The following is a 26,475-nucleotide window of genomic DNA, read 5'->3' on the forward strand; positions in this document are numbered from 1 at the left end:
CTGAGCTTTTCGGAGCTTTTGCGGGGCGCCGCTGCCCGGTGACCCGCTCATTCATTGAAGCGAGCCTGTTTCGTCATGCGTGTTATCCTGGAACGATCCAATCTCCTGAAGTCCCTCAACCACGTCCATCGCGTGGTGGAGCGGCGCAACACCATCCCGATTCTGTCGAATGTGCTGCTCAGCGCCGAGGGCGCCAGCCTGGAAATGAAGGCCACCGACCTCGACCTTGAAGTGACCGAAGCCACGCCGGCCAAGGTCGAGCGCGGCGGCGCGACGACGGTTCCGGCGCATCTGCTCTACGACATCGTGCGCAAGCTGGCCGACGGCGCCGAGGTGATGCTGAAGACCGACGAGGACGGCAACGCGATGACCGTCACGTCCGGGCGCTCCAGCTTCCGCCTGCAGTGCTTGCCGCAGTCCGATTTCCCGGAGCTTTCAGCCGGCTCCTTCTCGCACATCTTCCGGCTCGATTCGGTGGCGCTCAAGGGCCTGATCGAGAAGACGCAGTTCGCGATCTCGACCGAGGAGACGCGCTACTATCTCAACGGCATCTTCCTGCACACGCATGAGGCGGGCGGCAAGCTGAAGCTGCGCTCGGTCGCGACCGACGGGCACCGACTGGCGCGCGCCGAGATCGACGCGCCGGCAGGCTCCGAAGGCATGCCCGGCATCATCATCCCGCGCAAGACGGTGAGCGAGCTGCAGAAGCTGGTCGACGACCCGGATATCGCGGTGACGACGGAGCTGTCGGATACCAAGATCCGCTTCACCATCGGCAGCGTCATCCTGACCTCGAAGCTGATCGACGGCACCTTCCCCGATTATCAGCGCGTCATCCCGACCGGCAATGACAAGAAGCTGGTTATCGACCGCCAGAGCTTTGCCGCCGCCGTCGACCGCGTCTCGACCATTTCGTCCGAGCGCGGCCGAGCCGTGAAACTGTCGATCAATGACGGCCAGCTCACGCTCGCCGTCAACAATCCGGATTCCGGCAGCGCAACCGAGGAGCTGGCGGCCGAATACTCGTCCGACCCGATCGAGATCGGCTTCAACGCCAAATATCTGCTCGATGTCGCCGCCCAGCTCACCGGTTCGGAAGCCAAGTTCATGCTGGCGGATGCCGGGTCTCCGACGCTGATCCACGACATGGCCGACGAGACCGCGCTCTACGTGCTGATGCCGATGCGGGTCTAGGCTTTGTCTCTTTGTTGACGCAATTCCGGACGGAAAACCGCTATGCACTTTTCCCGGAATTGCTCTAGCAGGCCTCACATGTCGCCGTGACCTCGGACGCTAAACAGCTTCGGCAGCAGAGCTATATAAGTAAGCTTACACTTACAAATTTTCGCAACTATGCGGGACTTTCGCTTGATCTCGGCCCTGGCGCTGTCGTGCTGTCCGGCGACAATGGCGCCGGCAAGACCAATCTGCTCGAAGCAGTCTCGCTGCTGACGCCCGGGCGCGGGCTGCGCCGCGCGCCTTACGCCGACGTCGCCCGCGAGGGCGGCGATGGCGGCTTTGCCTTGCATGCGCGCATCGAAGGACCGGAAGGTCAGGTCGAAATCGGCACCGGCATTGCCGGCGGCGATGGTGCCGCGGAAGGCGGCAGGCGCGTGCGCATCAACGGCGCGCCGGCAAAATCGGCCGAGGATATGCTCGAATGGCTGCGGGTCGTCTGGCTGACGCCGGCGATGGACGGGCTGTTTCCAGGGCCGGCCGCCGACCGCCGCCGCTTCCTCGACCGGCTGGTGCTGGCGATCGACCCCGGCCACGGGCAGCGCGCGCTCGATTACGAGAAGGCGATGCGTGGCCGTAACCGTTTGCTTACGGAAGGCTCGCGCGACAGCGGCTGGCTCGACGCGATCGAGATGCAGATGGCCGAAACCGGGGTGGCGATCGCGGCGGCCAGGGCCGAGCTGGTGCGACTGCTTGCGGCCATGATCGACAAGCTGCCGGGCAGCGGCCCGTTTCCGCAGGCCGACATCAGCCTCGCCGGCGAATTGGAAAGCGAAATCGCGGTCACACCGGCAGTCGACGTCGAGGAGCGATTCCGCGCCATACTCGCCAATGGCCGCGAGCGCGACCGCGCCGCCGGCCGCACGCTCGACGGTCCGCACCGCTCCGACCTCACGGTCCGTCACCGGCCGAAGTCGATGCCGGCCGAATTGTGCTCGACCGGCGAGCAGAAGGCGCTGCTTGTCGGCATCGTGCTGTCGCATGCGCGGCTGACCGGCGAGATGTCGGGCCTGACGCCGATCCTGTTGCTCGACGAGATCGCCGCGCATCTCGACAGCGGCCGGCGCGCTGCGCTGTTTTTCATCCTCGAAGAGCTCAACTGCCAGGCCTTCATGACCGGCACCGACGCGGCGCTGTTTTCCAGCCTTGCCGGGCGGGCGCAATTCCTGACGGTCGATCACGGCAGCGTCGGCCCGACCGGCTGAACTGTCGAAGAGTTCAAAGCGCCTTGCACGAGCAAGGCTTTGTGCTGCGGGACAAGGCTTCGCTTTGCATGTGAGTGACAAAGCTTCGCTTTGCATATGCATGACAAGGCTTCGCCTTGCATGTCAGTGACAAGGCTTCGCCTTGCATGTGAGTGACAAGGCTTCGCCTTGCATGTCAGTGACAAGGCTTCGCTTTGCATGTGCATGACAAGGTTTCCTGCCCGCTATATGGTCCGGCCATGACGAATGCTGCCCTCACCGACGAAGAGCTCGAGCGCTATGCCCGCCACATCGTGCTGCCCGAAATCGGCGGCCCCGGCCAGCAGAAGCTGAAGCGGGCGCGGGTGCTGGTGATCGGCGCCGGCGGGCTTGGGGCGCCTGTGCTCGAGTATCTCGCCGCGGCCGGCGTCGGCACGCTCGGCATCGTCGACGACGATGATGTCTCCTTGTCCAACCTGCAGCGGCAGGTGATCCATGGCAGCGATACAATCGGCATGGCGAAGACCGATAGCGCTTCGGCGGCGATCATGCGCATCAACCCCAATGTCAGGGTGGAACTACATCGCCTCAGGCTGACCGAGCAAAATGCCCCTGCCCTCGTCGCCCAATACGATATCGTGGTCGACGGCTCCGACAATTTCGAGACACGCTATGCTCTGGCCGATGCCTGCGCCCAGGAAAAGAAGCCCCTGGTCACTGCCGCCGTCGGCCGCTTCGACGGCTCGGTGACGGTGCTGAAGCCATTTGAAACGGGCGCCGATGGCCAGCGCAATCCAGGCTACCGCGACCTTTTTCCGGAAGCGCCGCCCGAAGGGCTGGTGCCATCCTGCGCCGTTGCCGGCATCGTCGGCGCGCTGACGGGCGTCATCGGCACGCTGGAGGCGATGGAGGCGATCAAGCTGATCGCCGGCATCGGCGAGCCGCTGGTCGGCCGGCTGCTGCTTTACGACGGGCTGACCGCACGTTTCGACATCGTCCGCTACAAGGCAGTCTGAGCGCATGGATCAGATGGCCACTCTCCTCGTCAGCGAGCTTCCGCCGGACTTCGCGCAGTGGGACGAATTGCTGGCGCTGATCCGGCGCGCCTTCGCCTATATGGACGGCGTCATCGACCCGCCATCCTCGGCGCATCAGCTCACACCCGAAAACCTCAAGAGCAAGGCCGGGCAAGAAACGCCGTTCCTGGCCATGGAGAACGGCCGGATCGTCGGCTGCGTCTTTGCGATGGAGAGGGCAGACGATTTCTATGTCGGCAAGCTTGCCGTCGAGCCTGGCCTTCAGGGGCGAGGCATAGGCGGACGGCTGATGCAGGCCCTCGACGATCTTGCCCACCGGCGCAGCAAGCAGGCCCTCGAGCTGCAGACGCGTATCGAGCTTACGGCGAACCACGCGGCCTTCGCCCGGCTCGGATTTCGCGAGACCGGGCGCACCGCGCATGCGGGCTACGACAGGCCGACCTCGATCACCATGCGCAAGGTGCTGTCTTGAGCCTCGCGCTCAGCCCGCTGGAACAGGCAACCGCCGCCGGTAAGGACGGCGCGGGAATGGCGATGCGCATCGTCGCCGAGAGCGCGCGCCTGCTCGGAGCGCCGCGGCTGATCCCGATCTGTTCGGCGCATATCGACGGCGCGCTCTATCACGGCGATTCCGGCACGCTGTTCGCCGAGCGGCTGGTCGAAGGCGGCGCCAGGATCGCAGTGCGCTCGACGCTCAATGTCGGGGCGCTCGACCTGACGGGCTGCTCGCGCATTCGCCTGGAAGAGCCGCAGCGCGGCATGGCGCGGCGGATGATGGATGCCTATCGCAAGCTCGGCTGCGAGCAAAGCTGGACCTGCGCGCCCTATCAGGCCGGGCACAGGCCGGCACAGGGCAGCGATGTCGCCTGGGGCGAGTCCAATGCGGTGGTGTTCTGCAATTCGGTGCTGGGCGCCCGCACCAACCGCTACGGCGATTTCCTCGACATCGCCTGCGCCATCACCGGCCGCGCGCCGGATTATGGCCTGCACCGGGCCGAGAACCGCCGGGCGCGGCTGGTGTTCGACGTCTCGGGCCTATCGCCTTCCTTCCTCGCTTCCGAGATCGCCTGGCCGGTGCTGGGCAGCCTCTATGGCCGCGAGGTCGGCGATACGATCGGCGTCGTCGCCGGAATCGCCAGTCACCCCGGCGAGGACGCGCTGAAGGCCTTCGGCGCAGCGGCCGCTTCATCCGGCGCGGTGGGGCTGTTCCACATTGCAGGCGTCACGCCAGAGGCGCCCAACGTCGAAACCATTCTGGCCGGGCCTGAACCGGAGGCGATGATCCACGTCACGCCGCAGATGGCGGCGAAGGCTCGCGCCGGCCTGTCGACCGCGGCGGTGCCGAAAACCATCGATGCGGCCGCCATTGGCAGCCCGCATCTGTCCTTTGCCGAGTTCGAGATGCTGGAGCGGCTGATTGCCGGAAGACGGCTCGCCGTGCCGATCTATGCCTGCACCGGCCGTCATGTGCTTGCCTTGCTGGAGCAGGACGGCCGGCGGAAGAGGCTCGAAGGAAGCGGCGTCGTCATCGTTGCCGACACATGCGTGGTGGTGACGCCGATCATGCCGGAACTTTCCGGCGGCGTGCTGATGACCAATTCGGGCAAGTTCGCGCATTACGCTCCAGGCAACACCGGCTATGCGGTGCTCTATGCCTCGCTCGCCGATTGCGTCGAAAGCGCGGTCGCCGGCAAGCCGCGCTTCACGGACCTCGCCGCATGAGCGCCGCCGCGGAGATATTGGTACGGGGCAAGGCCGGTAAAGGCGAAGCGCTGGTGCTGACGGCGCCGATCAGCTTCTGGGGCGGCGTCGACCCGAAGACAGGGCGCATCGCCGATGTCCGCCACCCGCAGCATGGCGAGGTGATTTTCGGCCGGGTGCTGTTCCTGCCGGGCACCATCGGCTCCTCGTCGGCTTCGGCAGTGCTGATGGAACTGGTCCACAACGGCCGCGGGCCGGCAGCCCTTATCCTGCACGAGCCGGACGCCATTCTTCTGCTCGGCCTGATCGTCGCGCGCGAAATGGGCTGGGAAACGCCTATGGCGGTGCGGCTCGGACGCGGTGTGTTCGACGCCTATCGCGGAAGCACCGTCAAAGTCGACGACGACGGCGCCGTGAGCGTCGCCGCCTGAACAAATCGTGGTTTTCAGGTCCTGAGCGGCAACACACGGTCCGGCGGGCGATGGCCGTCGAAGAAGGCGCGAATGTTGATGATCACCTTCTCGCCCATGTCGATGCGGCCTTCGAGCGTCGCCGAGCCCATATGCGGCAACAAAACGACCTTGCCCTTGTGGGCGAGCTTCAACAGCTTGCTGTTCAGCGCCGGCTCGTGCTCGTAGACGTCGAGGCCGGCGCCGGCGATCTTGCCGTCCTGGATGAGTTTGATCATCGACTCTTCGTCGATGATGTCGCCCCGCGCTGTGTTGACGATGTAGGCCGCCGGCTGCATCAGCGCCAGCCGCCGGGCCGACAGCAGATGAAAGGTCGCCGGCGTCGACGGGCAATTGACCGAGATGATATCCATCCGGGCGAGCATCTGGTCGAGGCTTTCCCAATAGGTCGCTTCCAATTCGTCCTCGACCGCCGGCAGCACGCGGTGGCGGTTGTGGTAGTGGATGGACAGGCCGAACGCCTTGGCGCGCCTGGCGACCGCCGTGCCGATACGGCCCATGCCGACAATGCCCAGGCGCTTGCCCCAGATGCGGCGGCCGAGCATCCAGGTCGGGGACCAGCCGGCCCATTTCTTCTCGCCGGTGAGCACGTTGGCGCCTTCGGCCAGCCTGCGCGGCACGGCGAGCATCAGCGCCATGGTCATGTCGGCGGTGTCTTCGGTGAGCACGTTAGGCGTGTTGGTGACGGTGATGCCTTTCTTGGCCGCCGCCGAGACGTCAATCTTGTCGACGCCGTTGCCGAAATTGGCGATCAGCTTGAGGTTCTCGCCGGCCTGGGCGATCAGCGCGGCATCGATGTGGTCGGTGATGGTCGGGACCAGCACGTCGGCTTCCTTGACCGCCGCAACCAGTTCAGGCTGGGTCATCGGCCGGTCCTCGACGTTGAGGCGCGCGTCGAACAGTTCGCGCATGCGGGTCTCCACCGGATCGGGCAGCTTGCGCGTGATGACGACGAGGGGCCGTTTTTTACCTGCCATTGTTTCCCCGAAGCTTCCTCGAAACCGATCTCGTTGAGACCTCTTTAACCAAGACAAGCGAAACTTGAAGCCAGTCGCGGTATCAGCCACTCCTGTAACAAGCGGTGCCGCCGAAGACAAAGAAAAAGGGGCGCTCCTCCCACGGACCGGCGCCGAAAGGAATGAACGTGTCTGGTTTCGCCTCGCTCCGCCTGGCTTTCAGCGCAGCCGTTCTCGGCACTCTGCTTTGGGCGCCGCAGACATCCGCGCAAGGCGCGGCCACGTCGGCGCAGACCGTGACGCTGGGGCCGAGCGGCCTGCCGCTGCCGCGCTTCGTCAGCCTGAAATCCGGACGCGTCAATTCGCGCGTCGGTCCGGGCGCCAACTATTCCGTCGACTGGATGTACATGAAGGCCGGACTGCCGATGGAAATCATCCAGGAATTCGACACCTGGCGCCGCGTGCGCGACGCCGACGGCTCCGAAGGCTGGATCAACCAGTCGCTGCTTTCGGGCCGCCGCACCGCGATCGTCGCCCCCTGGCAGCGCGGCAAGGGCGGCCGAATCAATCTGCTCGACGATCCCGACAAGGACGCCGCCGTTGTCGCCATCCTCGAGCCAGGCGTGATGGGCTCGATCAAGAAGTGCGACGGTCAGTGGTGCGAGATGACCTTCGACGGCCATACCGGCTGGGTCGCCCAGTCGCAGGTCTGGGGCGCCTACCCGGGCGAAAAGGTCAAGAACTGATCTCAGCGAGGTCATAAATATCGGGAGCCCCGGCCCGCCGCCGGGCGGCCTGTCCGACAGTCTTGAAATGTAACCACTAAGCTCGGGGTTCCGTGCTTTGCCCCAGGCGAGGCTCTGTCCCGGCCAGAAGCCGCTGAATGTTGGCGCGATGGCGCACGATCACGTAGATGCCACCTGCAACCACCAGCAAGCGGTAGGATAGAGGTTGCTCCAAGCCGCAGACGAGGGCGATGGCCGTCAACGCCGCCAGCATCGAACCAAGCGAAACAATCCGGAAAACAGCCAGCACAAAGACAAAAACCGTGGCAGCACCTAAGCCTACCGGCCAGGACATCGCCAGCAATACGCCGAGCCCCGTCGCGGCGGATTTGCCGCCTGTGAAATTCAGCCAGATCGAACGAGCATGGCCCAGCAGGACGGCAAGACCGGCCAAGCAGACAGCCCAAGGTACAAAGGTTTGCAGATCAAGCGATTGCGATGGCGTGAGGGCCGGCCATCCATAGAGCCACGAATAAAACCAGCGGGCAAAAACGATGGCTGCGCTACCTTTCAGTACATCCATCAGGAGCACCGCCAAAGCGGGCCATTTGCCGAGGGTTCGCAAGACGTTCGTTGCGCCGGTGGACTTGGAGCCATGCTCGCGTATGTCGATGCCTTTGAGCAGTTTCCCTGCGAGATAACCGGTGGGCGTGGAGCCGAGGAGATAACCGATCGACAGTCCAATCGCGCTCGCTATCCAGAAAACCATGGATTGACCTCGCCGCTCTAGCCGGCCGCGCCGCTCCGGTCGCGTCCGATGCGGCCGAGATGCGTATCCTGAAAACCAGTGGAAAGCTTCAGGCCGTGGCCAAGAGCACGGTCGATGGCGATGTGGGCGATCCAAATGAGCGCCACAGCGATGGCGACCGGACCGGCAAGCAGGATGCCGGCAAGCGCCAAAACGAGCGGAGCAATCAGAATGTGCAGGGCGTTGTAAGCTATCGCGCCGGTCCGCGGCCCGGCGAGATAGCCGAGCATCGACAGGTCCGGTGCCAGGATGAGCAGCGCCAACAGCCACCAGGACACCCCGGTCATTTTGTAGAAGATAGTGGCCGCCGCGGCTATTGCGGCCCATTCGAGCCGTATCGCCAGATCGACGGGCCTCATCGCGGGCAGATCAGTCGCGGCGCTTGGGGCGCAGCCTCACCACGATATCGACGTTGGCGATCTCCATGCCTTCCGGAGGCTCCGGCAGGTTGGAGACGCTCACCGGGCCGCTGGCGATATCGAAGATCCGGTTCTCGCCCTCGACATAGAAGTGGTGGTGATCGGAAGTGTTGGTGTCGAAATACGTCTTCGACCCTTCGACGGCGAGGATGCGCAGCATGCCGGCCTGGGTGAATTGATGAAGGGCATTGTAGACGGTGGCCAGCGAAACCGGCACACCGGCGGCGATCGCCTCTTCATGCAATTCTTCGGCCGAAAGGTGACGGTCGCCCTTGGCGAAAAGCAGATCGGCCAGCGCAATGCGCTGGCGCGTCGGCCTCAGGCCGGCTTCGCGAACCCGCTTGTCCACAGCGACATTTTCCTTCCGGCAGCCCGAATCCATCTATCCCGTCTAAGCTTGCAAGCCCCATAGACCGGTCCAGAATGGCAAAAAGAGGTCAATGCCAAAAACTGGACACCACCCGACATATATTCTGTCGCCCAAATGCGATCAATAGCGCGCATTGACCCAGGCAGGCGCACGGGTTAAGCGCAAACGCCGGTTTCCGGCCACAAACAGAGTGTGTTAGGAAACCAACGACATGGGCGCCCTGCCGCCCGGAACGAGAACGGGGACGGAATTAATGGCGGGTCAAAAGTCCAGCTACGACTACGAGGAACTGCTTGCCTGCGCCCGCGGCGAGCTGTTCGGACCGGGAAACGCCCAGCTGCCCTACCCGCCGATGCTGATGTTCGACCGCATCACCGAGATCAGCGAGACCGGCGGCGCCTTCGACAAGGGCTTCATCCGTGCCGAGTTCGACATCAAGCCGGATCTTTGGTTCTTCGCCTGCCATTTCATCGGCAATCCGATCATGCCGGGTTGCCTCGGCCTCGACGCCATGTGGCAATTGACCGGGTTCTATCTCGGCTGGCTCGGTGAACCCGGCAAAGGCATGGCGCTGTCGACCGGCGAGGTGAAGTTCAAGGGCATGGTGACGCCATCGGTCAAGAAGGTCGAATATGGCGTCGACTTCAAGCGCGTGATGCGCGGCCGCCTCGTGCTCGGCATCGCCGATGGCTGGCTCAAGGCGGATGGCGAACCCATATACGCGGCAACGGATCTGAAGGTGGGCCTGTCCAAGCAGTCCGCCGCCTGATCGCCATCGCCACGGGGCCTGGCGTGTCCGACGGATGCGCAAGGACGCCGCGGCAGTTTATTTTGCGTATGATCGAAGGCGGAAACCAATTAGGTTTTTCGCCAAACTACGCCGGAAGGAGTTGCGAATGAGACGCGTCGTAGTGACAGGCCTCGGCATTGTGTCGTCGATCGGCAACAACGCCAATGAGGTGCAGGCCTCACTTTACGATGCCAAGTCCGGCATCAGCTTTTCCAATTCCTTCGCCGAGCACGGTTTTCGCTGCCAGGTGTGGGGCGCGCCGACGCTCGACCCGTCGGCGATGATCGACCGCCGCGCAATGCGTTTCCTGAGCCAAGGCGCGGCCTGGAACCATGTCGCCATGGATCAGGCGATCGCGGACGCCGGCCTCGGCGAGAGCGACATCACCAATGAGAGGACCGGCATCGTCATGGGCTCCGGCGGACCGTCGACCAGGACCATCGTGGAAGCCGCCGAAACGACGCTCAAGAACAGCAGCCCGAAGCGTATCGGTCCGTTCGCGGTGCCGAAGGCGATGTCGTCGACCGCTTCGGCCACCTTGGCAACCTGGTTCAAGATCCACGGCGTGAATTACTCGATCTCGTCCGCCTGCTCGACCTCCGCGCACTGCATCGGCAATGCCTGCGAGCTGATCCAGTGGGGCAAGCAGGATATGATGTTCGCCGGCGGCCACGAGGATCTCGACTGGACGATGTCGGACCTGTTCGACGCCATGGGCGCCATGTCGTCGAAATTCAACGACAAAGCATCGGCCGCTTCGCGCGCCTATGATGTCAACCGCGACGGCTTCGTCATCGCCGGCGGCGCGGGCGTTCTGGTGCTGGAAGAGCTGGAGCACGCCAAGGCACGCGGCGCCAAGATCTACGCCGAGATCGTCGGCTACGGCGCGACCTCCGACGGCTACGACATGGTGGCGCCGTCCGGCGAAGGCGCCGTGCGCTGCATGCGGCAAGCCCTTGCAACCGTCTCGACGCCGGTCGACTACATCAACACGCACGGCACATCGACGCCGGTCGGCGATTCCAAGGAAATGGGCGCCATCCGCGAGGTGTTCGGCGACCAGATGCCGTATATCACCTCGACCAAGTCGCTGACCGGCCATTCGCTCGGCGCCGCCGGCGTCCAGGAATCGATCTACTCCATCCTGATGATGCAGGGCGGCTTCATCGGCGAGAGCGCCCATATCGAGGAGCTCGACCCCGAATTCGAGGGCATGCCGATCGTGCGCAAGCGCATCGACAACGCCAAGATCGACACCGTCCTGTCCAATTCCTTCGGTTTCGGTGGCACCAACGCAACGCTGATTTTCCAGCGCTATTCCGCATAAGGATTGCCTTTTATGGAAGGGTTGATGAAGGGCAAGCGCGGGCTTGTCATGGGGGTCGCCAACGATCATTCGATCGCCTGGGGCATCGCCAAGAAACTGTCCGAGCACGGGGCGGAGCTTGCCTTCACCTATCAGGGTGACGCCTTCGGGCGGCGGGTCAAGCCGCTGGCCGAGAAGCTCGGTGCCTCGCTGGTCGTGCCTTGCGACGTCGAGGACAGCGCCTCGGTCACCGCAACCTTCCAGACGCTTCGCGAAGTCTGGGGCGGCCTGGATTTCGTCGTTCACGCCATCGGCTTCTCCGACAAGAACGAGCTCAAGGGCCTCTACGCCGACACCAGCCGCGACAACTTCGTCCGCACCATGGTGATCTCCTGCTATTCCTTTACAGAGATCGCCCGCAATGCCGCCGCGCTGATGACGAATGGCGGCTCGATGATCACGCTGACCTATGCCGGGTCGGTTCGGGTCATGCCGAACTACAACGTCATGGGCGTCGCCAAGGCCGGACTGGAGGCCAGCGTGCGCTATCTCGCCAATGATTACGGCCCGCGCGGCATTCGGGTGAACGGCATCTCGGCCGGACCGGTGCGGACGCTCGCCGGCTCAGGCGTATCCGACGCACGCCACATGTTCTCTTATCAGCAGCGCAATTCGCCGCTGCGGCGCACCGTCACCATCGACGAGGTTGGCGGCTCGGCGCTCTACCTGCTGTCCGATCTGTCTTCGGGGGTCACAGGCGAGATCCACTATGTCGATTCCGGCTATCACATCGTCTCCATGCCGACGCTAGAGGAACTGAAGCAGAACGACGGCCCCCGCGAATAATTCGCTAACGAAAAAAGCACCTTCCAGTAAAATTGGAGGCATTGGCGGAAACCCATTTTAAGGAGGTATCCGCTAAACGGCCCTGTAGTTCAGGGACCTTGCATGTCTGCAGTCAGCAACCCGAAGCGAACACCGCTGTTCCGGCTGATCACCATCGCCAGCTCGGCCATGGGCAGTTTTATCCTCGGACTCTGGGGGTTGCGCTTCGGCTTCGGCGACGGCCTGGCCGGCATGTCTGCCGGGACGATGGCGGGTATCATCGCCGCGCTCTGTGCCCTTTCCGCCGGCGGCGCCGCGATGTCCTTCTTCGCAGGCATCGATGAATCGGCCGAATACGTCTTCAAGGAAACCCATTTCGACAAGATGACCGGCCTGCTGACGCGCCAGGCGATCGTCGGAAAGGTCGCAGCGGCGGCAGCGGAAACGCTAGAGACCGGCGAACCGATCTATCTGATCGATATCGACATCGACCGCTTCAAGCAGATCAACGACGCCATCGGCTACAGTCATGGCGACGAGCTGATCCGCGCCTTCACCAAAAGGCTGAAGGAGAGCATGCCGGAGGATGCCGTGATCGGGCGGCTCGGCGCCGGCGAATTCGCCGTGCTCTTGCCGGACCGTGAGATCCGGGGATATCTCGAACGGTTCCTCGAAACATTCATCAACCGCATGATGGAGCCCTACCAGCTCCAGACGCATCTGCAGTCGGTCAGCATGTCCGTCGGTATCGTGGCGATGCCGAAGGACGGCGTCGATCCAGTGCTCATCCTTCGCCGTTCGAACCTGGCGCTGCAGAATGCGCGCGCGAGCGGCATCGGCAACTGGTCGGTCTTCCACGCCGACATGGGCCGCGTTGCGGACCACCGGCAATGGATTGAATCGGAGCTGAAAACCGCCTTCGACCGCGGCGACTTCAGCCTCCACTACCAGCCGCAATTCGACCTGCAGGGCGGCCGTGTCGTCGGCTATGAAGCGCTGATCCGGTGGAAGCATCCGGAACGCGGCATGATCCCGCCGATGGAATTCATTCCGATCGCCGAGGAAACCGGCATGATCAACCCGATCGGCGAATGGGTGCTGCGCAAGGCTTGCAGCGACGCCCAGTACCTGCCGGAGGATTGCTTCGTCGCCGTCAACATCTCGCCGGTCCAGTTCATGACCAGGGACTTCGTCGGCATCGTGCGCCAGACCATGGCATCGACCGGCATCAAGCCGTCGCGGCTGGAACTCGAAGTCACCGAAACGGCGATGATGCAGGACCGCGACCGCGCGGCCGTCATCCTGCGGCAACTCGCCGAGATGGGCATCTCGGTCGCCGTCGACGATTTCGGCACCGGCTATTCCAACCTGAGCTATCTGATCGACTTCTCGTTCGGCAAGCTGAAGATCGACCGCTCCTTCGTCAGCCGCATCGATACCGATTCCAGCTCGGGCGCTGTCGTCTCGACCATCGTCGGGCTATCGCGGGCGCTCGGCGTCGGCATCATCGCCGAAGGCGTCGAGACCGAGAACCAGGCGACGCTGCTGAGAGCCGCCGGTTGCGAGGTCGTGCAGGGTTATCTGTTCGGCCGCCCCGCGCCGCTCGAGATCGAGCTCGGCGCGTTGCGCCCTGTTCATGCCAGGCGCGAGCCGGCACGCCTCGTCAGCCTGCAGTAGGGCGCTGCGTTCTTTTCCTGGAGCAATCACGGGGACGGAAAACCGTCTCACGCTTTACCTGGAATCGCTTTTAACGCCGCGCCGAAAACACCTTGAACATGCCATCGCGCGCGACCTCGGCGTGACTGGAGAAGGCTCCCGCCAGCACCTGTTCGTAGGGCAACTGCCGGTTCGCCACCATGAACAGGCGTCCGCCTGGTTTCAGCGCCTTCGACGCCGCGCGGATCATGCCAGCGCCGATGCCCGGGTCGGCAGCCCTGCCGCTGTGGAAGGGCGGGTTCATGACGATCGCGTCGTAACCTCGCTCGACCGTTTCGGTCAGCAGATCGGTCCAGAAGAAGCGGGGCTCGACTGCGGTTGCGCGGATATTGACCTTTGCCGCCTCCAGGGCCTCGAAATCCGCTTCGTAGAGGTCGAGACCGGAAAGCCCTGTCGAGCCTTCCATCACTTCGGCCGCCAGATAGCCCCAGCCGGCACAGAAATCGGCGACATTGCCCGCAAGTTCCTGCGGCAGGCTGTCCAGCAGAAGCTTCGACCCTGCGTCGACCCGATCGAAGGAGAACATGCCGGGCGCGGTGCGGAAGCGGACTTCGACGACCAGATCGGGATTGGCGGCGCGAAGCGCCCGGGCCGCATCGATGCCGGCCCGGCGGAACCAGAAGGCGACGCCGTGATGCTTCGGCAGGTGGGCTTCGAGCGGCGCCAGCGCGCCCACGCGCTTGCGCAGGCTATCGATGCCGTCTTCCTTGCCGCCGGCGACGACGATCAACCCGCCGGGCGCGACGCGCTCGATGGCTTCGGCGATGCGCAGCTCGTTCTGGCCGCGATGCCGGCCAGCCAGCACAAGGGCAGCATCGAAGGCCGAGCCTTCCGCCTGCGGCGTGATCGAATAGCCGGCTGCCTGCAGAGCACGAAAATGCGGCCGAAAGCCTTGCACGAGATGCAGCGCCGCAGCGACGCCGCCGGGCAAACGGAAACCAGGCTCAGCGCCAAGAAACAGGATGCGGGCATCGCTTCGCGGCCAAGGCAGCGCTTCGGCCTCGAACGGATAGAACAGCGTCTTCAGCGGCTCAGCGGCCATTCACCTACCCTTGAAGAGCGCTTGAAATAGAAACGGGCGCGACCTTGCAGCGCGCCCGTTTCAATCATGCGGTCAGGCCGATCAGGCGGCGTCTTCCTCGCCTTCCGGCTTCTTCTTTTCCTGAACGATTTCCTTGCCGGTCGCCTGGTCGACGACCTTCATCGACAGGCGCACCTTGCCGCGCTCGTCGAAGCCCATCAGCTTGACCCAAACCTTGTCGCCTTCCTTGACGACGTCGGAGGTCTTGGCGACGCGCTCATTGGCGAGCTGCGAGATGTGGACGAGGCCGTCGCGCGGGCCGAAGAAGTTGACGAAGGCGCCGAAGTCGGCCGTCTTGACGACGGTACCTTCATAGATCTCGCCGACTTCCGGCTCGGCCACGATGGTGTGGATCCACTTCTTCGCCGCCTCGATCTCCTTGGCGTTGGCCGACGCGATCTTGACCGTGCCGTCATCCTCGATGTTGATCTTGGCGCCGGTCTTCTCGACGATCTCGCGGATCACCTTGCCGCCGGAGCCGATGACGTCGCGGATCTTGTCGGTCGGGATGTGCATGACCTCGATGCGCGGCGCGAATTCGCCGAGCTCGGCGCGCGAGGAAGAGATGGCATGCGCCATCTCGCCCAGGATGTGCAGCCGGCCTTCCTTGGCCTGGCCGAGCGCGATGCCCATGATCTCCTCGGTGATGCCATCGATCTTGATGTCCATCTGCAGCGAGGTGACGCCGTTGGCGGTGCCGGCGACCTTGAAGTCCATGTCGCCGAGATGATCCTCGTCGCCAAGGATGTCGGAGAGCACCGCGAAGCGCTCGCCTTCCTTGATCAGGCCCATGGCGATGCCGGCCACGGGCTTGGCGATCGGAACGCCGGCATCCATCAGCGCCAGCGAGGTGCCGCAGACGGTCGCCATCGAGGACGAGCCGTTCGACTCGGTGATCTCCGAGACGACGCGCAGCGTGTAGGGGAACTGGTCCGCCGAAGGCAGCATCGGGTGGATCGCGCGCCAGGCAAGCTTGCCGTGGCCGATCTCGCGCCGGCCCGGCGAGCCCATGCGGCCGGTTTCGCCAACCGAATAGGGCGGGAAGTTGTAGTGGAGGAGGAACTTCTCCTTGTACATGCCGGTCAGCGAATCGACGAACTGCTCATCCTCGCCGGTGCCGAGCGTGGCGACGACCAGCGCCTGAGTCTCGCCGCGGGTGAACAGCGCCGAACCATGGGTACGCGGCAGGACACCGACTTCGGCGACGATCTTGCGCACGGTCTTCAGGTCGCGGCCGTCGATCCGCGAGCCGGTGTCCAGGATGTTCCAGCGTACGACCTTGGCCTGGAGTTCCTTGAAGACGCTTGCGATCTGCTCGGAGGAATATTTCGGATCCTCGCCTTCGGCCGGCGTGAACGCGGACTTGACCTTCGCCTTGACGGCATCGACGGCCGCGTAGCGGGACTGCTTCTCGGTGATCTTGTAGGCGTCGCGAAGCTCGTCGCCGACAACCTTCAGCATCTCGCCTTCGAGCTGCGAATGGTCCGGCGCGGTGAAGTCGCGCGGATCCTTGGCGGCGACCTCGGCCAGCTTGATGATGGCGTCGATCACCGGCTGGAAGCTCTTGTGACCGAACACGACGGCGCCGAGCATGAGCTCCTCGCTGAGCTCCTTGGCCTCGGATTCGACCATCAGCACGGCGTCGGCGGTGCCGGCGACGACGAGGTCGAGCTTCGATTCCTCCATCTCGTCAATATGCGGATTGAGCACATACTCGCCGTTGATGTAGCCGACGCGGGCGCCGCCGATCGGGCCCATGAAGGGCACGCCGGACAGCGTGAGCGCGGCCGAGGTAGCGACGATCGACAGGATGTCCGGATCGTTCTCGAGATCGTGCTGGACGACGGTGACGACGATCTGGGTGTCGTTCTTGTAGCCGTCAGCAAACAGCGGGCGGATCGGGCGGTCGATCAGACGGGAAACCAGCGTTTCCTTCTCGCTCGGACGGCCCTCGCGCTTGAAGTAGCCGCCCGGAATCTTGCCGGCGGCATAGGTCTTTTCCTGGTAGTTGACGGTGAGCGGGAAGAAATCGAGGCCGGGCTTCGGCTCCTTCATCGAAACGACGGTGGCGAGAACCACGGTCTCGCCGTAGGTGGCGAGCACCGCGCCGTCAGCCTGGCGAGCGATCTTGCCGGTTTCCAGGATGAGCGGACGGCCGCCCCATTCGATTTCCACTTTGTGTTGATTGAACATATCTTGTCCTTCATGTGCGGAAAGGGCCGCGCCGTCTCAACGGTCGCGGAGCATCCCTTCCCTGGCTTCCTTCGGGCAGCCACGGGCAAGACAACGGGAAGCTCGACAGGTGGCGATTGCCGAGCGAGCATCCTGCAATCCTGCCCCATGACCGTCCATGGGCGGTTCCGAAAGGCCCTTTGCGCTTCCGGAACCGGGTCTGGCCGACCGGTCGGCCGGCCTTTTGCGCACGACGCCGGAAACCCCTGTTTCCGAGACGCGCCATGCGCGAATGCGAATTTCGAGAGCGCGCGGCGCGCTCCACTCCAGCATCGGGCACCGGAGCGACCGGTCCGCCAATGCGCGACCGGCGGGCTCTCCGCAGAGAGCCCGCCGGTCAATTCGTCAGCGACGGAGACCGAGCTTGTCGATCAGCGTCTGATAGCGCGTGTCATCCTTGCGCTTGAGGTAATCAAGCAGGCTGCGGCGCTGGGAAACGAGAGCAAGCAAACCACGGCGGGAATGGTTATCCTTCTTGTGGTCCTTGAAGTGCTCCGTCAGGTTCTTGATGCGCTCGGAAAGAATGGCAACCTGGACTTCCGGGGACCCGGTATCGCCCTTCGCGGTCGCGAATTCGGCCATCAGTTCTTTTTTGCGATCGGCAGTAATCGACATCGTGTTTTTCCTTATCTGTTCGAGGAAACGGGACGCCCTCAGCCGGGATGTCGTCCAGCAGGGGCCGGTGCAAGCAGCGCGTCAGGGCGCGAAGCTGCCGCGCATATAGTGCAATTTCCCGCAAAACACCAGCCTAATTGTCAAGCCGGCTTGTCGCATGTCCTGCCGCAAAAACAGAGGGTTCTGCTGCTACAGCCACTTCTTCCATTTGAAGAAGACGACGAGCCCGACAGCAACGACCAGCATGAACAAAAGTGCCGCCGGGTAGCCGTAGTAGGCCTTCAGCTCCGGCATGTTCCAGGGCGAGCTATCCGGGTCGAAGTTCATGCCCCAGACACCGACGAGGAAGGTGAGCGGCATGAAGATCACCGAGACGATGGTCAGATAGGAGATGACGTCGTTGGTGCGTGCCTGGGTCAGCGACAGATGCATTTCGATCAAGCCGGTCAGCATGTCGCGCTGGGTCTCGACCAGCTCGATCAGCCGCAGCGCATGGTCGAGCGTGTCGTTGAAGAATATCTTGGTCTCGGCCTTCACGAAGAGCACGTCGTTGCGGATCAGCGTCGCCAGCGCGTCGCGCATCGGCCACAGCACGCCCTTCAGCACATTGGCGTCGCGCCGCAATTCGTGCAACTGCCGCATCTGGTGCTTGTGGGGCGTGCTGAGCATCTGGTCTTCGATGCCGTCGACCAATTCGCTCACCGTCTCGATCGGCGGGAAATAGCTGTCGACGATGGCGTCGATCAGCGCATAGGCGAGATAGTCGGCGCCGCGCGAGCGCAGCCGGTTGGGCATGGGAGCCGCGATGCGCTTGCGCACTGGATCGAACGGGTCGCCCTCGCGCTCCTGAAAGGTGACGACGAAATTCTCGCCGAAGAACACCGCGATCTGCTCGTAGCGATGCGCGGCGACATCGTCGATCATGCGCATGACGACGAAGGCGTGGTCCTCGAAGAAATCCACCTTCGGCCGCTGGCCGGTGTTGACGACATCCTCGAGCGCCAGCGGATGAAGGTCGAAAATCCGGCCGATCTCTTCGATCAGCGGGATGTTCGCGAGCCCCGTGCAATCAAGCCAGACGACCGGCCAGCGGTCGCAATGGGTGTTGAGCTCGTCGATGCTGGCATTGTCGATGGTTTTGCATTTCTCCGGCGAGATCAACGTCAGCCGAAGCTCGCTGCGCCGCGCCGCCGGATCGGCGATCAAGGTGCCGGGCGAAGCGCCGACCGGCGGCCGGCGGATTTTCAGCGGCGCCCGCTTTCCGACGGTCTCAGCCATTGCCACAATCCTCTGGGCCATAATCCTCTGGGCCATGATTCCTCTGGGCCATGAGCTCCCCTGGGGCGCGACGTCATAGCAGATCGCTGCTCTAACCGTCGGTTTTCATGCAATTCCGACGAGAACCGTTACACGTTTTCCTGGAACTGCGAGCCGAAACTAGCCGAGTGCCGTCAACCGGCAAAGACCCGCTTGGGCTTGAACATGCCCTGTTCGATGGCGCCGATGGCGACGAGCTTGCCGCGCGCCGTGGCACAGGCCTCCTCGGCCTCGACCGGCGCGTCGCGCCCTCGAATGATGACGGGATTGCCGAGGCGGATCTTGGTCGCGGCGTCGTCGCTGACGGCGACCTGCGGCAAGCAGTCAAGTGCTGCGGCGGTCTCGACCAGCAGCGCATCGATGGCGCCGAAATCGACCGACACCTCGGCTTCTTCGTCCGAATTCTCATCCGTCTTGCCGCCGAAGCGCGCCGCTTCGAGCTCGGCGACGGTGACGAAATCGTCCGCCGTGAACGGCTCGACCTCGACGCGGCGCAACTCGGAGATGTGGCCGAAGCAGCCCAGATCGCGACCCATGTCGCGCGCCAGCGAGCGCACATAGGTGCCCTTGCCGCACCCGACCTCGAAGACGGTTCTATCGACACCATGCTCGACGATGTCCAAACGGCCGATTTCGATCTCGCGGGCGGGAATGTCGACCGTCTCGCCGTCGCGGGCAAGATCGTAGGCGCGCTCGCCGGCAATCTTGACGGCAGAAAATTGCGGCGGCGTCTGCATGATGACGCCGGTGTATTTCGGCAGCAGCGCCCGCACCTCGGCCTCGGCCGGGCGGCGGTCCGAGCTGTTCGTCACCGGCCCTTCGAGGTCGTCGGTCGACCGCTCCTCGCCCCAGGCGACGGTGAAGCGGTAGACCTTGGCGCCATCCTGCACGTAAGGCACGGTCTTGGTCGCCTCGCCGAGCGCGATCGGCAGCATGCCGGAAGCCAACGGGTCGAGCGTGCCGGCATGGCCGGCCTTCTCCGCTTGGAACAGCCATTTGATCTTGGAGACGGCTTCGGTCGAGCCCATGCCGACCGGCTTGTCCAGCACCACCCAGCCGGAGACCGGCCGGCCCTTTTTCTTGCCGCGGCGCGCCACCTATTCCTCGTCCTTGTCGTTGTTTTTATTCTGGTGGTCGAGATCGCGCGCGACCTCGGGCGATTTCAGCAATTCGTTGATCCTGGCGAAATTGTCGAAAGACGTATCGAGCCGGAAGCGAAACTCGGGCATGTACTTCATCTGCCTGAGCGCGCCCGAGACGCGGCCGCGAATGAATTTCGCATGCCTGTTGAGCGCCCCGACCACGGCATCGGTGTCGCCGACACCAAGCGGTGAAACGAAGGCGGTGGCGATCTTGAGGTCGGGCGACATGCGTACTTCCGAGACCGAGACGACGCTGTTCTCGATCAACGGGTCGATGATTTCGCCGCGCTGCAGGGTCTCGGATAGGGCGTGACGCACCTGCTCGCCGACGCGCAGCATGCGCTGGGAGGGGCCTGATCTTGTCGAACGGGACATTTTTCTTCAGTCCTGAAATCGTGAAGCGCGGGATGGGACCGCGCCACATGTCTCAACTACGAAACAAGGATCTCGGGCGGCAGCCTTGCGGCCGCCGCCCGGTGAACTCCGGCAAGTATATCCGAAATTAGAGCGTCCGGCTCACCATCTCGACGCGGAAGCACTCGATGACATCGCCGACGCGCATGTCCTCGTAGTTCTGGAAGGCCATGCCGCATTCCTGACCGCCCGGCACTTCCGAAACCTCGTCCTTGAAGCGCTTCAGCGTTTTCAGCGTGCCTTCGTGGACGACGACGTTGTCGCGGATCAGGCGCACGCCCGCGCCACGCTCGACCTTGCCTTCGGTGACGCGGCAGCCGGCGATCTTGCCGACCTTCGAGATGTCGAAGATCTCGAGGATTTCGGCATTGCCGATGAAGGTCTCGCGCCGCTCGGGCGAGAGCATGCCGGAAAGAGCTGCCTTAACGTCATCGACGAGGTTGTAGATGATCGAATAGTAGCGGATCTCGATGCCGGCAGCGGCAGCAGCCGTGCGCGCCTGCGCATTGGCGCGGACGTTAAAGCCGATGATCGCAGCCCCCGAGGTCTCGGCAAGCGAGACGTCGGTTTCTGTGATGCCGCCGGCACCCGAATGGACGATCCGTACCCTGACCTCGTCGTTGCCGAGCTTTTCGAGCGCAGCGTTGATCGCTTCGATCGAGCCTTGCACGTCGCCCTTGATGACCAGCGGAAACTCCTTCAGCCCGCTCGCCTGCAACTGCGACATCATCTGCTCGAGCGAGCCGCGCTGGCCGGCATGCTTGGCCACCGCCTTCTCGCGCGCCAGGCGCTGGCGATACTCGGTGATCTCACGCGCACGCGCCTCGTTGTTGACGACCGCGAAGCGATCGCCTGCCTGCGGCGTGCCCTGGAGGCCGAGCACCTCGACCGGCATTGCCGGCGGCGCTTCCGGCACATGCTCGCCGCGATCGTTGACCAGCGCGCGGACACGGCCCCATTCGTTGCCGGCGACGATGATGTCGCCGGGCATCAGCGTGCCGGTCTGCACCAGCACGGTGGCGACCGGACCGCGGCCCTTGTCCAGCTGCGCCTCGATGACCGCGCCTTCGGCGGTGCGGTCGGGATTGGCCTTGAGGTCGAGGACTTCGGCCTGCAGCAGAATCGCTTCCAGCAGCTTATCGAGATTGGTGCCCTTGGTCGCCGAAACCTCGACGTCCAGCACCTCACCGCCCATCGATTCCACGAACACTTCGTGGCGCAGCAGTTCAGTGCGCACCTTCTGCGGGTCGGCGTCACGCTTGTCGATCTTGTTGATCGCCACGATGATCGGCACGCCGGCCGCCTTGGCGTGATTGATCGATTCGATCGTCTGCGGCATGACGCTGTCGTCGGCCGCCACCACCAGCACGGCGATGTCGGTCACCTGGGCGCCGCGAGCGCGCATCGCCGTGAAGGCGGCGTGGCCGGGCGTGTCGATGAAGGTGATCTTCTGACCGTTCTTCTCGATCTGGTAGGCGCCGATATGCTGGGTGATGCCGCCGGCCTCGCCTGAGACGACATTGGCGTTGCGGATGGCGTCGAGCAGCGAGGTCTTGCCGTGGTCGACATGGCCCATGATGGTCACCACGGGCGGACGCGACACCAGGTCTTCCGGGCGGTCGGCGATGTTGAACAGGCCTTCCTCGATGTCGGACTCGGCGACGCGGCGGACCGTATGGCCGAATTCGGAAGCGACCAGCTCGGCCGTATCGGCGTCGATGACGTCGCCCGGCTTCAAGATCTGGCCCTGCTTCATGAAGAACTTGACCACGTCCACGGCGCGCTCGGACATGCGCTGCGCCAGTTCCTGGATGGTGATGGTTTCGGGCAGGATCACTTCGCGCATGACTTTCTCGCGCGGCTCGTTGTGCATCGCGCGCTTGAATTTTTCCTGGCGGCGGCGCATCGACGACAGCGAGCGTCCGCGCGCATCTTCATCCGACAGCGCGGTGTTCAGCGTCAGCTTGCCGCGGCGACGGTCTTCCTCGCCCTTGGTCGGCTTGGCCGGCCGCGCGACTTCCGGCGTGGCCAGACGGCGCACAGGCGCTCCGGCGCCGGCACCACCAGGGCGCCGCGGCTTGACCTCCTCTTCCTCGTCGGCCGTGGCCAGTTCGGCGGCTTGCGGGGCGCGGCGGCGCGCTTCTTCCTCGGCGCGGCGGCGGGACTCGGCCTCGGTTTGCAGACGCGCCTCTTCCTCGGCCTGACGGCGGGCTGACTCCTCACGCTCGCGCTTGCGGCGCTCTTCCTCCTCGGCGCGGCGCTTGGCCTCTTCCTGGGCGCGCTGACGATCCTCGATCTCACGCGCCTTGGAGCCTTCGAGCGCCCTGCGGCGCGCTTCCATCTCGCCGCGCGACAACTCGTTCAGCACCATTCCGGAGCGTTCCGGCTGCGGCGGCGCCTTCGGCGCTTCCGGCACGGCAGGCGCGGGTGCCGCGGCTGCGGGCTTCGGGGTGAAGACGGACGGCGCCACCGGCTCCGGCTTGTCGCCGGGCAGCGAAAACTTGCGCTTCTTGGTCTCGACCACGACCGACTTGGTGCGTCCGTGCGAGAAATTCTGGCGCACGGTGCCCTGCTCGAGGCCAGGACGCTTCAGCGTCAAGGTCTTCTTCGGCGTAACGCTCAACGTCTTGTCGTCGCCCGATTTCGTATCGCTCATTCCATATCCTCTGCGGCATCATCATCGTCAGCAACGGCCGCAAGCATTGCCAAATCGTCCGGGGTTCCGCCCCGATAACGGTCGAGCGCAACCATGCGCTTCTCAACCGCCTTACCCGCATCCTGCGCGAGGACGGCAGCATGTATCACATTTGTACCCCCCAATGCCAAGCTCAACTCGGCTTCGGGGAAAAGTTTGTAGGCCGGTGTAGCGGGGCCGCCGAGATGAACGGTTGCCCGCCGCGCCTGACTGATCTTGCGCACGCCGTCGTCCGAGGCTTCCTTCGCGTGCAGCACGAAGAGCGCCTGCCCGTCGCGCACGGCAGCCTCTACCTTGGCGGCGCCCAGTACGACCGCTCCGGCCTTGCGAGCAAGACCCAACATGCCCAGGGCGGATCTGGAAAGGAGCCCGTCGACCATGTCGCCGAGTTCGGCTGGAACGGTGACCTGCGCCTTGAAGGCGCGGGCAAACAGGTTCTTCGCCGCTGCCTTGTCGATATGTAGGCGATCGGCGGTGACCCAGCAACCGCGGCCGGGCAGATTTCGCTTGATGTCCGGAACGACGGCCGAATCCGGGCCGACGACGAAGCGGATCAGTTCATCCGCTTCGGCCTGCCTGCGCGTGACGATGCAAGTGCGATCGTTCATGTCGTCCACGGGTTTTGCGATTGGTGGTCACCTCACGCACCGACGGTTTCACCGGCCGCTTCCTCAGCGGCCAGTTCTTCCTCGGAAATCCAGCCGGCCTTCTTGCGAGCGGTCAGCACCATCTGCTCGGCATCGGCGCGCGAGACGCCGTGATCGGCGAGCACACCGGGATAGACCTTGGTCTCACCGTCCTTGCGTTCCTTCCAGCCGATCAGGTCATCGGCGGCATAGCCGGCGAAGTCCTCGATCGTCTTCACGCCGTCCTCGCCGAGGGTCACCATCATGGCCGTGGTGATGCCGGGGATTTCGCGCAGCTCGTCCTCGACGCCGAGCGCCTTGCGCTTCTCGTCGTGCTCGGCCTCGATCTTCTCCAGATATTCGCGGGCGCGCGACTGGATTTCCGAAGCGGTGTCCTCGTCGAAGCCGTCGATCGAGGAGATTTCGCCAGAATCGACATAGGCGACTTCCTCGACGCTGGTGAAGCCTTCCGAGGCAAGCACCTGGCCGACCATTTCGTCGACATCGAGGGCTTCCATGAAGAGGGCCGAACGCTCGACGAATTCCTTCTGGCGGCGCTCGCTCTCTTCCTGCTCGGTCAGGATATCGATGTCCCAGCCGGTGAGTTGCGAGGCAAGACGAACATTCTGGCCGCGGCGGCCGATGGCCAGCGACAGCTGGTCGTCCGGCACGACCACCTCGATGCGCTCGGCATCCTCGTCGAGCACTACCTTGGCGACTTCCGCCGGCTGCAGCGCGTTGACGATGAAGGAAGCGGCCGAAGGCGACCACGGAATGATGTCGATCTTCTCGCCTTGCAATTCGCCGACCACCGCCTGGACGCGGCTGCCGCGCATGCCGACGCAGGCGCCGACCGGATCGATGGAGGAATCCCGCGAGATGACGGCGATCTTGGCGCGCGAGCCCGGATCGCGGGCGACCGACTTGATCTCGATGATGCCGTCGTAGATTTCCGGTACTTCCATGGTGAAGAGCTTGGCCATGAACTGCGGATGCGTGCGCGACAGGAAGATCTGCGGGCCGCGCTGCTCGCGGCGCACGTCGTAGACATAGGCGCGGACGCGGTCGCCATATTTGTAGTTCTCGCGCGGGATCAGCTCGTCGCGGCGGATGATCGCCTCGCCGCGGCCGAGGTCGACGATGACGTTGCCATATTCGACGCGTTTGACGGTGCCGTTGACGATCTCGCCGATGCGGTCCTTGTACTCGTCATACTGACGATCGCGCTCGGCCTCGCGCACCTTCTGGACGATGACCTGCTTGGCCGACTGCGCGGCGATGCGGCCGAAATCCATCGGCGGCAGCTGTTCGGCGATGAAGTCGCCGAGCTGGGCGTCGGGATTGCGCTCGCGCGCCGTGGAAAGGGCGATCTGCGTCGCGTAATCCTCGACCTTCTCGACCACTTCCATCAGCCGCTGCAGCTTCATCTCGCCCGTATTGGGATTGATGTCGGCACGGATATTGGTTTCCTGCCCATAACGCGAACGCGCCGCCTTCTGGATCGCATCGGCCATCGCGGCGATGACGATCTGCTTATCGATCGACTTTTCACGCGCGACCGCATCGGCGATCTGCAGCAGTTCGAGCCTGTTGGCGCTTACAACCATTGTCTTTCTCCCGACTTCGCTCCGGGCATCGGCCCTGAAGCTCGATCAACTTTCCTGTTCGGTTTCGTTTTCTTCGCCGGCGATTGCATCTTCTTCCGCTTCGCCCCGGCGTTTTTTTGCTTCCTTGCGGGCCCTGTTGTCCTTCGACAGGGCCTCGCGGATAAGATCGTCGGTCAGCACCAGGCGCGCCTCGGCAATCGCGTCATAGGGCACGCGTACCGTCGGCTCTTCGCCATAGGCTGCCTTGTCGCGCTCCAGCAAAATGCCGTCGGAGTCCGCCTCGGCGATCTTGCCTTTGAAGCGCTTGCGGTCGCCGATGAGGACCGACGTCTCCATCTTGACCAGATGGCCGGTCCAGGTGGTGAAATCCGATTTGCGCACCAGCGGCCGGTCGATGCCCGGCGACGAGACTTCGAGATGATACGCCTTTTCGATCGGATCTTCGACATCGAGCGCGGGCGAAACCGCGCGGCTGACCTCTTCGCAATCCTCGACGGTCATGGTGCCGTCGTCGCGCTCGGCCATGATTTGCAGCGTCAGCCCGTTCTGGCCGGTCAGTTGAACCCGCACGAGGCGAAAGCCGATGGCCTTCAGCACCGGCTGTATGATCAGCGCAATGCGCGCATCGATACCGCTTTCGCGGATGATACGGTCGTCGGCCTCGCTTGCCGCTGCGGTCATAAGTTTCCTGTCGCCTTGTCGCTCCGGCCGGCAGGTAACAAAAAAGAGCGGGACCGGGTGGACCCACTCTTCGTCATACCGACCAAGAATTTGAGGCTGATATAAACGATCCCGCCCGGCGTTTCAAGCCTGACCATGCATCGGACAAGCCCCGGGGGGTAGCAGCGTTGCGTGCCGAGCATGGCGGCCATGCGCCGGCGCCTCTGTAATCTTCGCCTGCCGGCACCCATCTATATTGCAGTGCAGAAAGAAAGGTCGCGCGCACTGGCGCGCGAAGGTATTTGTCATGGACCGTGGATTGTTTTTTGTGATTGGCGATTTTCTTGGCACGTTCGGCAGCGCGGCTGCCGCATCGCGGGCCGTCGAGGCGAACCGCAAGCCGCGCCGCAGCGACCTGAAGAAACTCGGCATCGACCCGGCCGCTTTCGACAAGCTCGGCCGCTTTTAAAGCACGTCGCCCTTTAAAGGATTCGGGATTCCCAGAGTTACGGTTTGATGATTCATTGCGGTGGAAGGGAGAAC

Annotated in this window: 26 protein-coding genes; 12 read left to right on the forward strand and 14 right to left on the reverse strand. The window is 63.9% G+C overall.

Translation table 11 applies throughout. The features are described 5' to 3' along the window. Window positions 1-75: 75 nt before the first annotated feature. From dnaN to CK215_RS27180, 6 genes are all read left to right on the forward strand, one after another. Window positions 76-1,194 carry a DNA polymerase III subunit beta gene (gene dnaN, locus CK215_RS27155; protein WP_066996395.1) on the forward strand — a complete coding sequence of 373 codons (1,119 nt, stop codon included), beginning with the start codon at window positions 76-78 and terminating at the stop codon, window positions 1,192-1,194. A gap of 86 nt (window positions 1,195-1,280) precedes the next feature. Next, a complete protein-coding gene (recF, locus tag CK215_RS27160) occupies window positions 1,281-2,441 on the forward strand; it encodes a DNA replication/repair protein RecF (protein ID WP_095832751.1) in 1,161 nt (386 codons plus the stop codon). 239 nt (window positions 2,442-2,680) lie between these two features. Continuing rightward, window positions 2,681-3,436, forward strand: a complete 756-nt coding sequence (locus CK215_RS27165) for a molybdopterin-synthase adenylyltransferase MoeB (protein ID WP_095832752.1) — start codon at window positions 2,681-2,683, stop codon at window positions 3,434-3,436. Between the two features lie 4 nt (window positions 3,437-3,440). Further along, on the forward strand, window positions 3,441-3,929 hold the full coding sequence (locus CK215_RS27170) for a GNAT family N-acetyltransferase (protein WP_095832753.1): 489 nt from the start codon (window positions 3,441-3,443) through the stop codon (window positions 3,927-3,929). Then, window positions 3,926-5,179, forward strand: coding sequence for an aconitase X catalytic domain-containing protein (locus CK215_RS27175; RefSeq protein WP_095832754.1), 1,254 nt, complete (start codon window positions 3,926-3,928; stop codon window positions 5,177-5,179). Before CK215_RS27170 ends, CK215_RS27175 begins: the two co-directional genes overlap by 4 nt. Further along, entirely contained in the window at window positions 5,176-5,589 is a 414-nt protein-coding gene (locus tag CK215_RS27180; protein WP_095832755.1) for a DUF126 domain-containing protein, read from the forward strand. The genes CK215_RS27175 and CK215_RS27180 overlap by 4 nt, the downstream gene beginning before the upstream one ends. 14 nt (window positions 5,590-5,603) lie before the next feature. Here the strand turns inward: CK215_RS27180 and CK215_RS27185 are convergent, their stop codons facing one another. Beyond that, window positions 5,604-6,605, reverse strand: coding sequence for a D-glycerate dehydrogenase (locus tag CK215_RS27185; protein ID WP_066996380.1), 1,002 nt, complete (start codon window positions 6,603-6,605; stop codon window positions 5,604-5,606). A 167-nt stretch (window positions 6,606-6,772) separates the two neighbouring features. On the opposite strand from CK215_RS27185, the gene CK215_RS27190 reads away from it, so the two are divergent. Beyond that, window positions 6,773-7,330, forward strand: a complete 558-nt coding sequence (locus CK215_RS27190) for an SH3 domain-containing protein (RefSeq protein ID WP_066996495.1) — start codon at window positions 6,773-6,775, stop codon at window positions 7,328-7,330. A 76-nt stretch (window positions 7,331-7,406) separates the two neighbouring features. Here the strand turns inward: CK215_RS27190 and plsY are convergent, their stop codons facing one another. The 3 genes from plsY to irrA are packed head-to-tail and all read right to left on the reverse strand — an operon-like array spanning window position 7,407 to window position 8,918. Next, entirely contained in the window at window positions 7,407-8,078 is a 672-nt protein-coding gene (plsY, locus tag CK215_RS27195) for a glycerol-3-phosphate 1-O-acyltransferase PlsY (protein ID WP_095828012.1), read from the reverse strand. 17 nt (window positions 8,079-8,095) lie between these two features. Continuing rightward, complete coding sequence (locus tag CK215_RS27200; protein WP_095832756.1) at window positions 8,096-8,476, reverse strand: DUF4260 domain-containing protein; 381 nt, start codon at window positions 8,474-8,476, stop codon at window positions 8,096-8,098. 10 nt (window positions 8,477-8,486) lie between these two features. Beyond that, complete coding sequence (gene irrA, locus CK215_RS27205; RefSeq protein ID WP_066996377.1) at window positions 8,487-8,918, reverse strand: iron response transcriptional regulator IrrA; 432 nt, start codon at window positions 8,916-8,918, stop codon at window positions 8,487-8,489. 241 nt (window positions 8,919-9,159) lie between these two features. On the opposite strand from irrA, the gene fabA reads away from it, so the two are divergent. The 4 genes from fabA to CK215_RS27225 all read left to right on the forward strand — a co-directional run bounded on the left by fabA (window position 9,160) and on the right by CK215_RS27225 (window position 13,504). Continuing rightward, window positions 9,160-9,675 (forward strand): 3-hydroxyacyl-[acyl-carrier-protein] dehydratase FabA, encoded by a 516-nt coding sequence (gene fabA, locus CK215_RS27210; RefSeq protein WP_027165888.1) that lies wholly within the window; start codon window positions 9,160-9,162, stop codon window positions 9,673-9,675. A gap of 127 nt (window positions 9,676-9,802) precedes the next feature. Continuing rightward, the gene (gene fabB / locus CK215_RS27215) at window positions 9,803-11,023 is read left to right on the forward strand and encodes a beta-ketoacyl-ACP synthase I (protein ID WP_066996374.1); all 1,221 of its coding nucleotides are present in this window, start codon (window positions 9,803-9,805) and stop codon (window positions 11,021-11,023) included. A 12-nt stretch (window positions 11,024-11,035) separates the two neighbouring features. Then, window positions 11,036-11,848: an enoyl-ACP reductase FabI gene (fabI, locus tag CK215_RS27220; RefSeq protein WP_066996371.1), complete on the forward strand. Its 813-nt coding sequence runs from the start codon at window positions 11,036-11,038 to the stop codon at window positions 11,846-11,848. A 102-nt stretch (window positions 11,849-11,950) separates the two neighbouring features. Next, a complete protein-coding gene (locus CK215_RS27225) occupies window positions 11,951-13,504 on the forward strand; it encodes a bifunctional diguanylate cyclase/phosphodiesterase (RefSeq protein ID WP_095777497.1) in 1,554 nt (517 codons plus the stop codon). A gap of 70 nt (window positions 13,505-13,574) precedes the next feature. Here the strand turns inward: CK215_RS27225 and CK215_RS27230 are convergent, their stop codons facing one another. The 10 genes from CK215_RS27230 to rimP all read right to left on the reverse strand — a co-directional run bounded on the left by CK215_RS27230 (window position 13,575) and on the right by rimP (window position 25,953). Next, window positions 13,575-14,585 (reverse strand): class I SAM-dependent methyltransferase, encoded by a 1,011-nt coding sequence (locus tag CK215_RS27230; RefSeq protein ID WP_095832757.1) that lies wholly within the window; start codon window positions 14,583-14,585, stop codon window positions 13,575-13,577. 81 nt (window positions 14,586-14,666) lie between these two features. Then, window positions 14,667-16,817, reverse strand: a complete 2,151-nt coding sequence (pnp, locus tag CK215_RS27235; RefSeq protein ID WP_095832758.1) for a polyribonucleotide nucleotidyltransferase — start codon at window positions 16,815-16,817, stop codon at window positions 14,667-14,669. Window positions 16,818-17,201: 384 nt separating this feature from the next. Then, window positions 17,202-17,513, reverse strand: a complete 312-nt coding sequence (gene rpsO, locus CK215_RS27240; protein WP_275955123.1) for a 30S ribosomal protein S15 — start codon at window positions 17,511-17,513, stop codon at window positions 17,202-17,204. 147 nt (window positions 17,514-17,660) lie between these two features. Further along, window positions 17,661-18,755, reverse strand: a complete 1,095-nt coding sequence (gene corA, locus CK215_RS27245; RefSeq protein ID WP_095832763.1) for a magnesium/cobalt transporter CorA — start codon at window positions 18,753-18,755, stop codon at window positions 17,661-17,663. A gap of 167 nt (window positions 18,756-18,922) precedes the next feature. Continuing rightward, window positions 18,923-19,885 carry a tRNA pseudouridine(55) synthase TruB gene (gene truB / locus CK215_RS27250; protein WP_095832759.1) on the reverse strand — a complete coding sequence of 321 codons (963 nt, stop codon included), beginning with the start codon at window positions 19,883-19,885 and terminating at the stop codon, window positions 18,923-18,925. Further along, window positions 19,886-20,305, reverse strand: coding sequence for a 30S ribosome-binding factor RbfA (gene rbfA, locus CK215_RS27255; RefSeq protein WP_095832760.1), 420 nt, complete (start codon window positions 20,303-20,305; stop codon window positions 19,886-19,888). It abuts the gene before it with no gap. Between the two features lie 127 nt (window positions 20,306-20,432). Continuing rightward, a complete protein-coding gene (gene infB, locus CK215_RS27260; RefSeq protein ID WP_095828019.1) occupies window positions 20,433-23,000 on the reverse strand; it encodes a translation initiation factor IF-2 in 2,568 nt (855 codons plus the stop codon). Beyond that, complete coding sequence (locus CK215_RS27265) at window positions 22,997-23,647, reverse strand: RNA-binding protein (RefSeq protein WP_082980511.1); 651 nt, start codon at window positions 23,645-23,647, stop codon at window positions 22,997-22,999. The genes infB and CK215_RS27265 overlap by 4 nt, the downstream gene beginning before the upstream one ends. 32 nt (window positions 23,648-23,679) lie before the next feature. Next, window positions 23,680-25,272 carry a transcription termination factor NusA gene (gene nusA, locus CK215_RS27270; RefSeq protein ID WP_066996346.1) on the reverse strand — a complete coding sequence of 531 codons (1,593 nt, stop codon included), beginning with the start codon at window positions 25,270-25,272 and terminating at the stop codon, window positions 23,680-23,682. A 45-nt stretch (window positions 25,273-25,317) separates the two neighbouring features. Further along, window positions 25,318-25,953, reverse strand: a complete 636-nt coding sequence (rimP, locus tag CK215_RS27275) for a ribosome maturation factor RimP (RefSeq protein WP_095777503.1) — start codon at window positions 25,951-25,953, stop codon at window positions 25,318-25,320. A 235-nt stretch (window positions 25,954-26,188) separates the two neighbouring features. On the opposite strand from rimP, the gene CK215_RS27280 reads away from it, so the two are divergent. Next, window positions 26,189-26,401: a hypothetical protein gene (locus CK215_RS27280; protein ID WP_141245549.1), complete on the forward strand. Its 213-nt coding sequence runs from the start codon at window positions 26,189-26,191 to the stop codon at window positions 26,399-26,401. The last annotated feature ends 74 nt before the right edge of the window (window positions 26,402-26,475 follow it).

The organism is Mesorhizobium sp. WSM3864, assembly GCF_002294955.1.
Taxonomy (GTDB): Bacteria; Pseudomonadota; Alphaproteobacteria; order Rhizobiales; family Rhizobiaceae; genus Mesorhizobium.

Excerpts from the sequence above, each read along its gene's own strand:
- dnaN (WP_066996395.1), top strand. The coding sequence starts at position 76 with ATGCGTGTTATCCTGGAACGATCCAATCTCCTGAAGTCCCTCAACCAC.
- nusA (WP_066996346.1), bottom strand. The coding sequence starts at position 25,272 with ATGGTTGTAAGCGCCAACAGGCTCGAACTGCTGCAGATCGCCGATGCG.
- CK215_RS27170 (WP_095832753.1), top strand. The coding sequence starts at position 3,441 with ATGGATCAGATGGCCACTCTCCTCGTCAGCGAGCTTCCGCCGGACTTC.
- CK215_RS27185 (WP_066996380.1), bottom strand. The coding sequence starts at position 6,605 with ATGGCAGGTAAAAAACGGCCCCTCGTCGTCATCACGCGCAAGCTGCCC.
- CK215_RS27230 (WP_095832757.1), bottom strand. The coding sequence starts at position 14,585 with ATGGCCGCTGAGCCGCTGAAGACGCTGTTCTATCCGTTCGAGGCCGAA.
- fabI (WP_066996371.1), top strand. The coding sequence starts at position 11,036 with ATGGAAGGGTTGATGAAGGGCAAGCGCGGGCTTGTCATGGGGGTCGCC.
- pnp (WP_095832758.1), bottom strand. The coding sequence starts at position 16,817 with ATGTTCAATCAACACAAAGTGGAAATCGAATGGGGCGGCCGTCCGCTC.
- rimP (WP_095777503.1), bottom strand. The coding sequence starts at position 25,953 with ATGACCGCAGCGGCAAGCGAGGCCGACGACCGTATCATCCGCGAAAGC.
- plsY (WP_095828012.1), bottom strand. The coding sequence starts at position 8,078 with ATGGTTTTCTGGATAGCGAGCGCGATTGGACTGTCGATCGGTTATCTC.
- irrA (WP_066996377.1), bottom strand. The coding sequence starts at position 8,918 with ATGGATTCGGGCTGCCGGAAGGAAAATGTCGCTGTGGACAAGCGGGTT.
- CK215_RS27180 (WP_095832755.1), top strand. The coding sequence starts at position 5,176 with ATGAGCGCCGCCGCGGAGATATTGGTACGGGGCAAGGCCGGTAAAGGC.
- CK215_RS27225 (WP_095777497.1), top strand. The coding sequence starts at position 11,951 with ATGTCTGCAGTCAGCAACCCGAAGCGAACACCGCTGTTCCGGCTGATC.
- rbfA (WP_095832760.1), bottom strand. The coding sequence starts at position 20,305 with ATGTCCCGTTCGACAAGATCAGGCCCCTCCCAGCGCATGCTGCGCGTC.
- fabA (WP_027165888.1), top strand. The coding sequence starts at position 9,160 with ATGGCGGGTCAAAAGTCCAGCTACGACTACGAGGAACTGCTTGCCTGC.
- fabB (WP_066996374.1), top strand. The coding sequence starts at position 9,803 with ATGAGACGCGTCGTAGTGACAGGCCTCGGCATTGTGTCGTCGATCGGC.
- infB (WP_095828019.1), bottom strand. The coding sequence starts at position 23,000 with ATGAGCGATACGAAATCGGGCGACGACAAGACGTTGAGCGTTACGCCG.
- CK215_RS27165 (WP_095832752.1), top strand. The coding sequence starts at position 2,681 with ATGACGAATGCTGCCCTCACCGACGAAGAGCTCGAGCGCTATGCCCGC.
- CK215_RS27265 (WP_082980511.1), bottom strand. The coding sequence starts at position 23,647 with ATGAACGATCGCACTTGCATCGTCACGCGCAGGCAGGCCGAAGCGGAT.
- CK215_RS27200 (WP_095832756.1), bottom strand. The coding sequence starts at position 8,476 with ATGAGGCCCGTCGATCTGGCGATACGGCTCGAATGGGCCGCAATAGCC.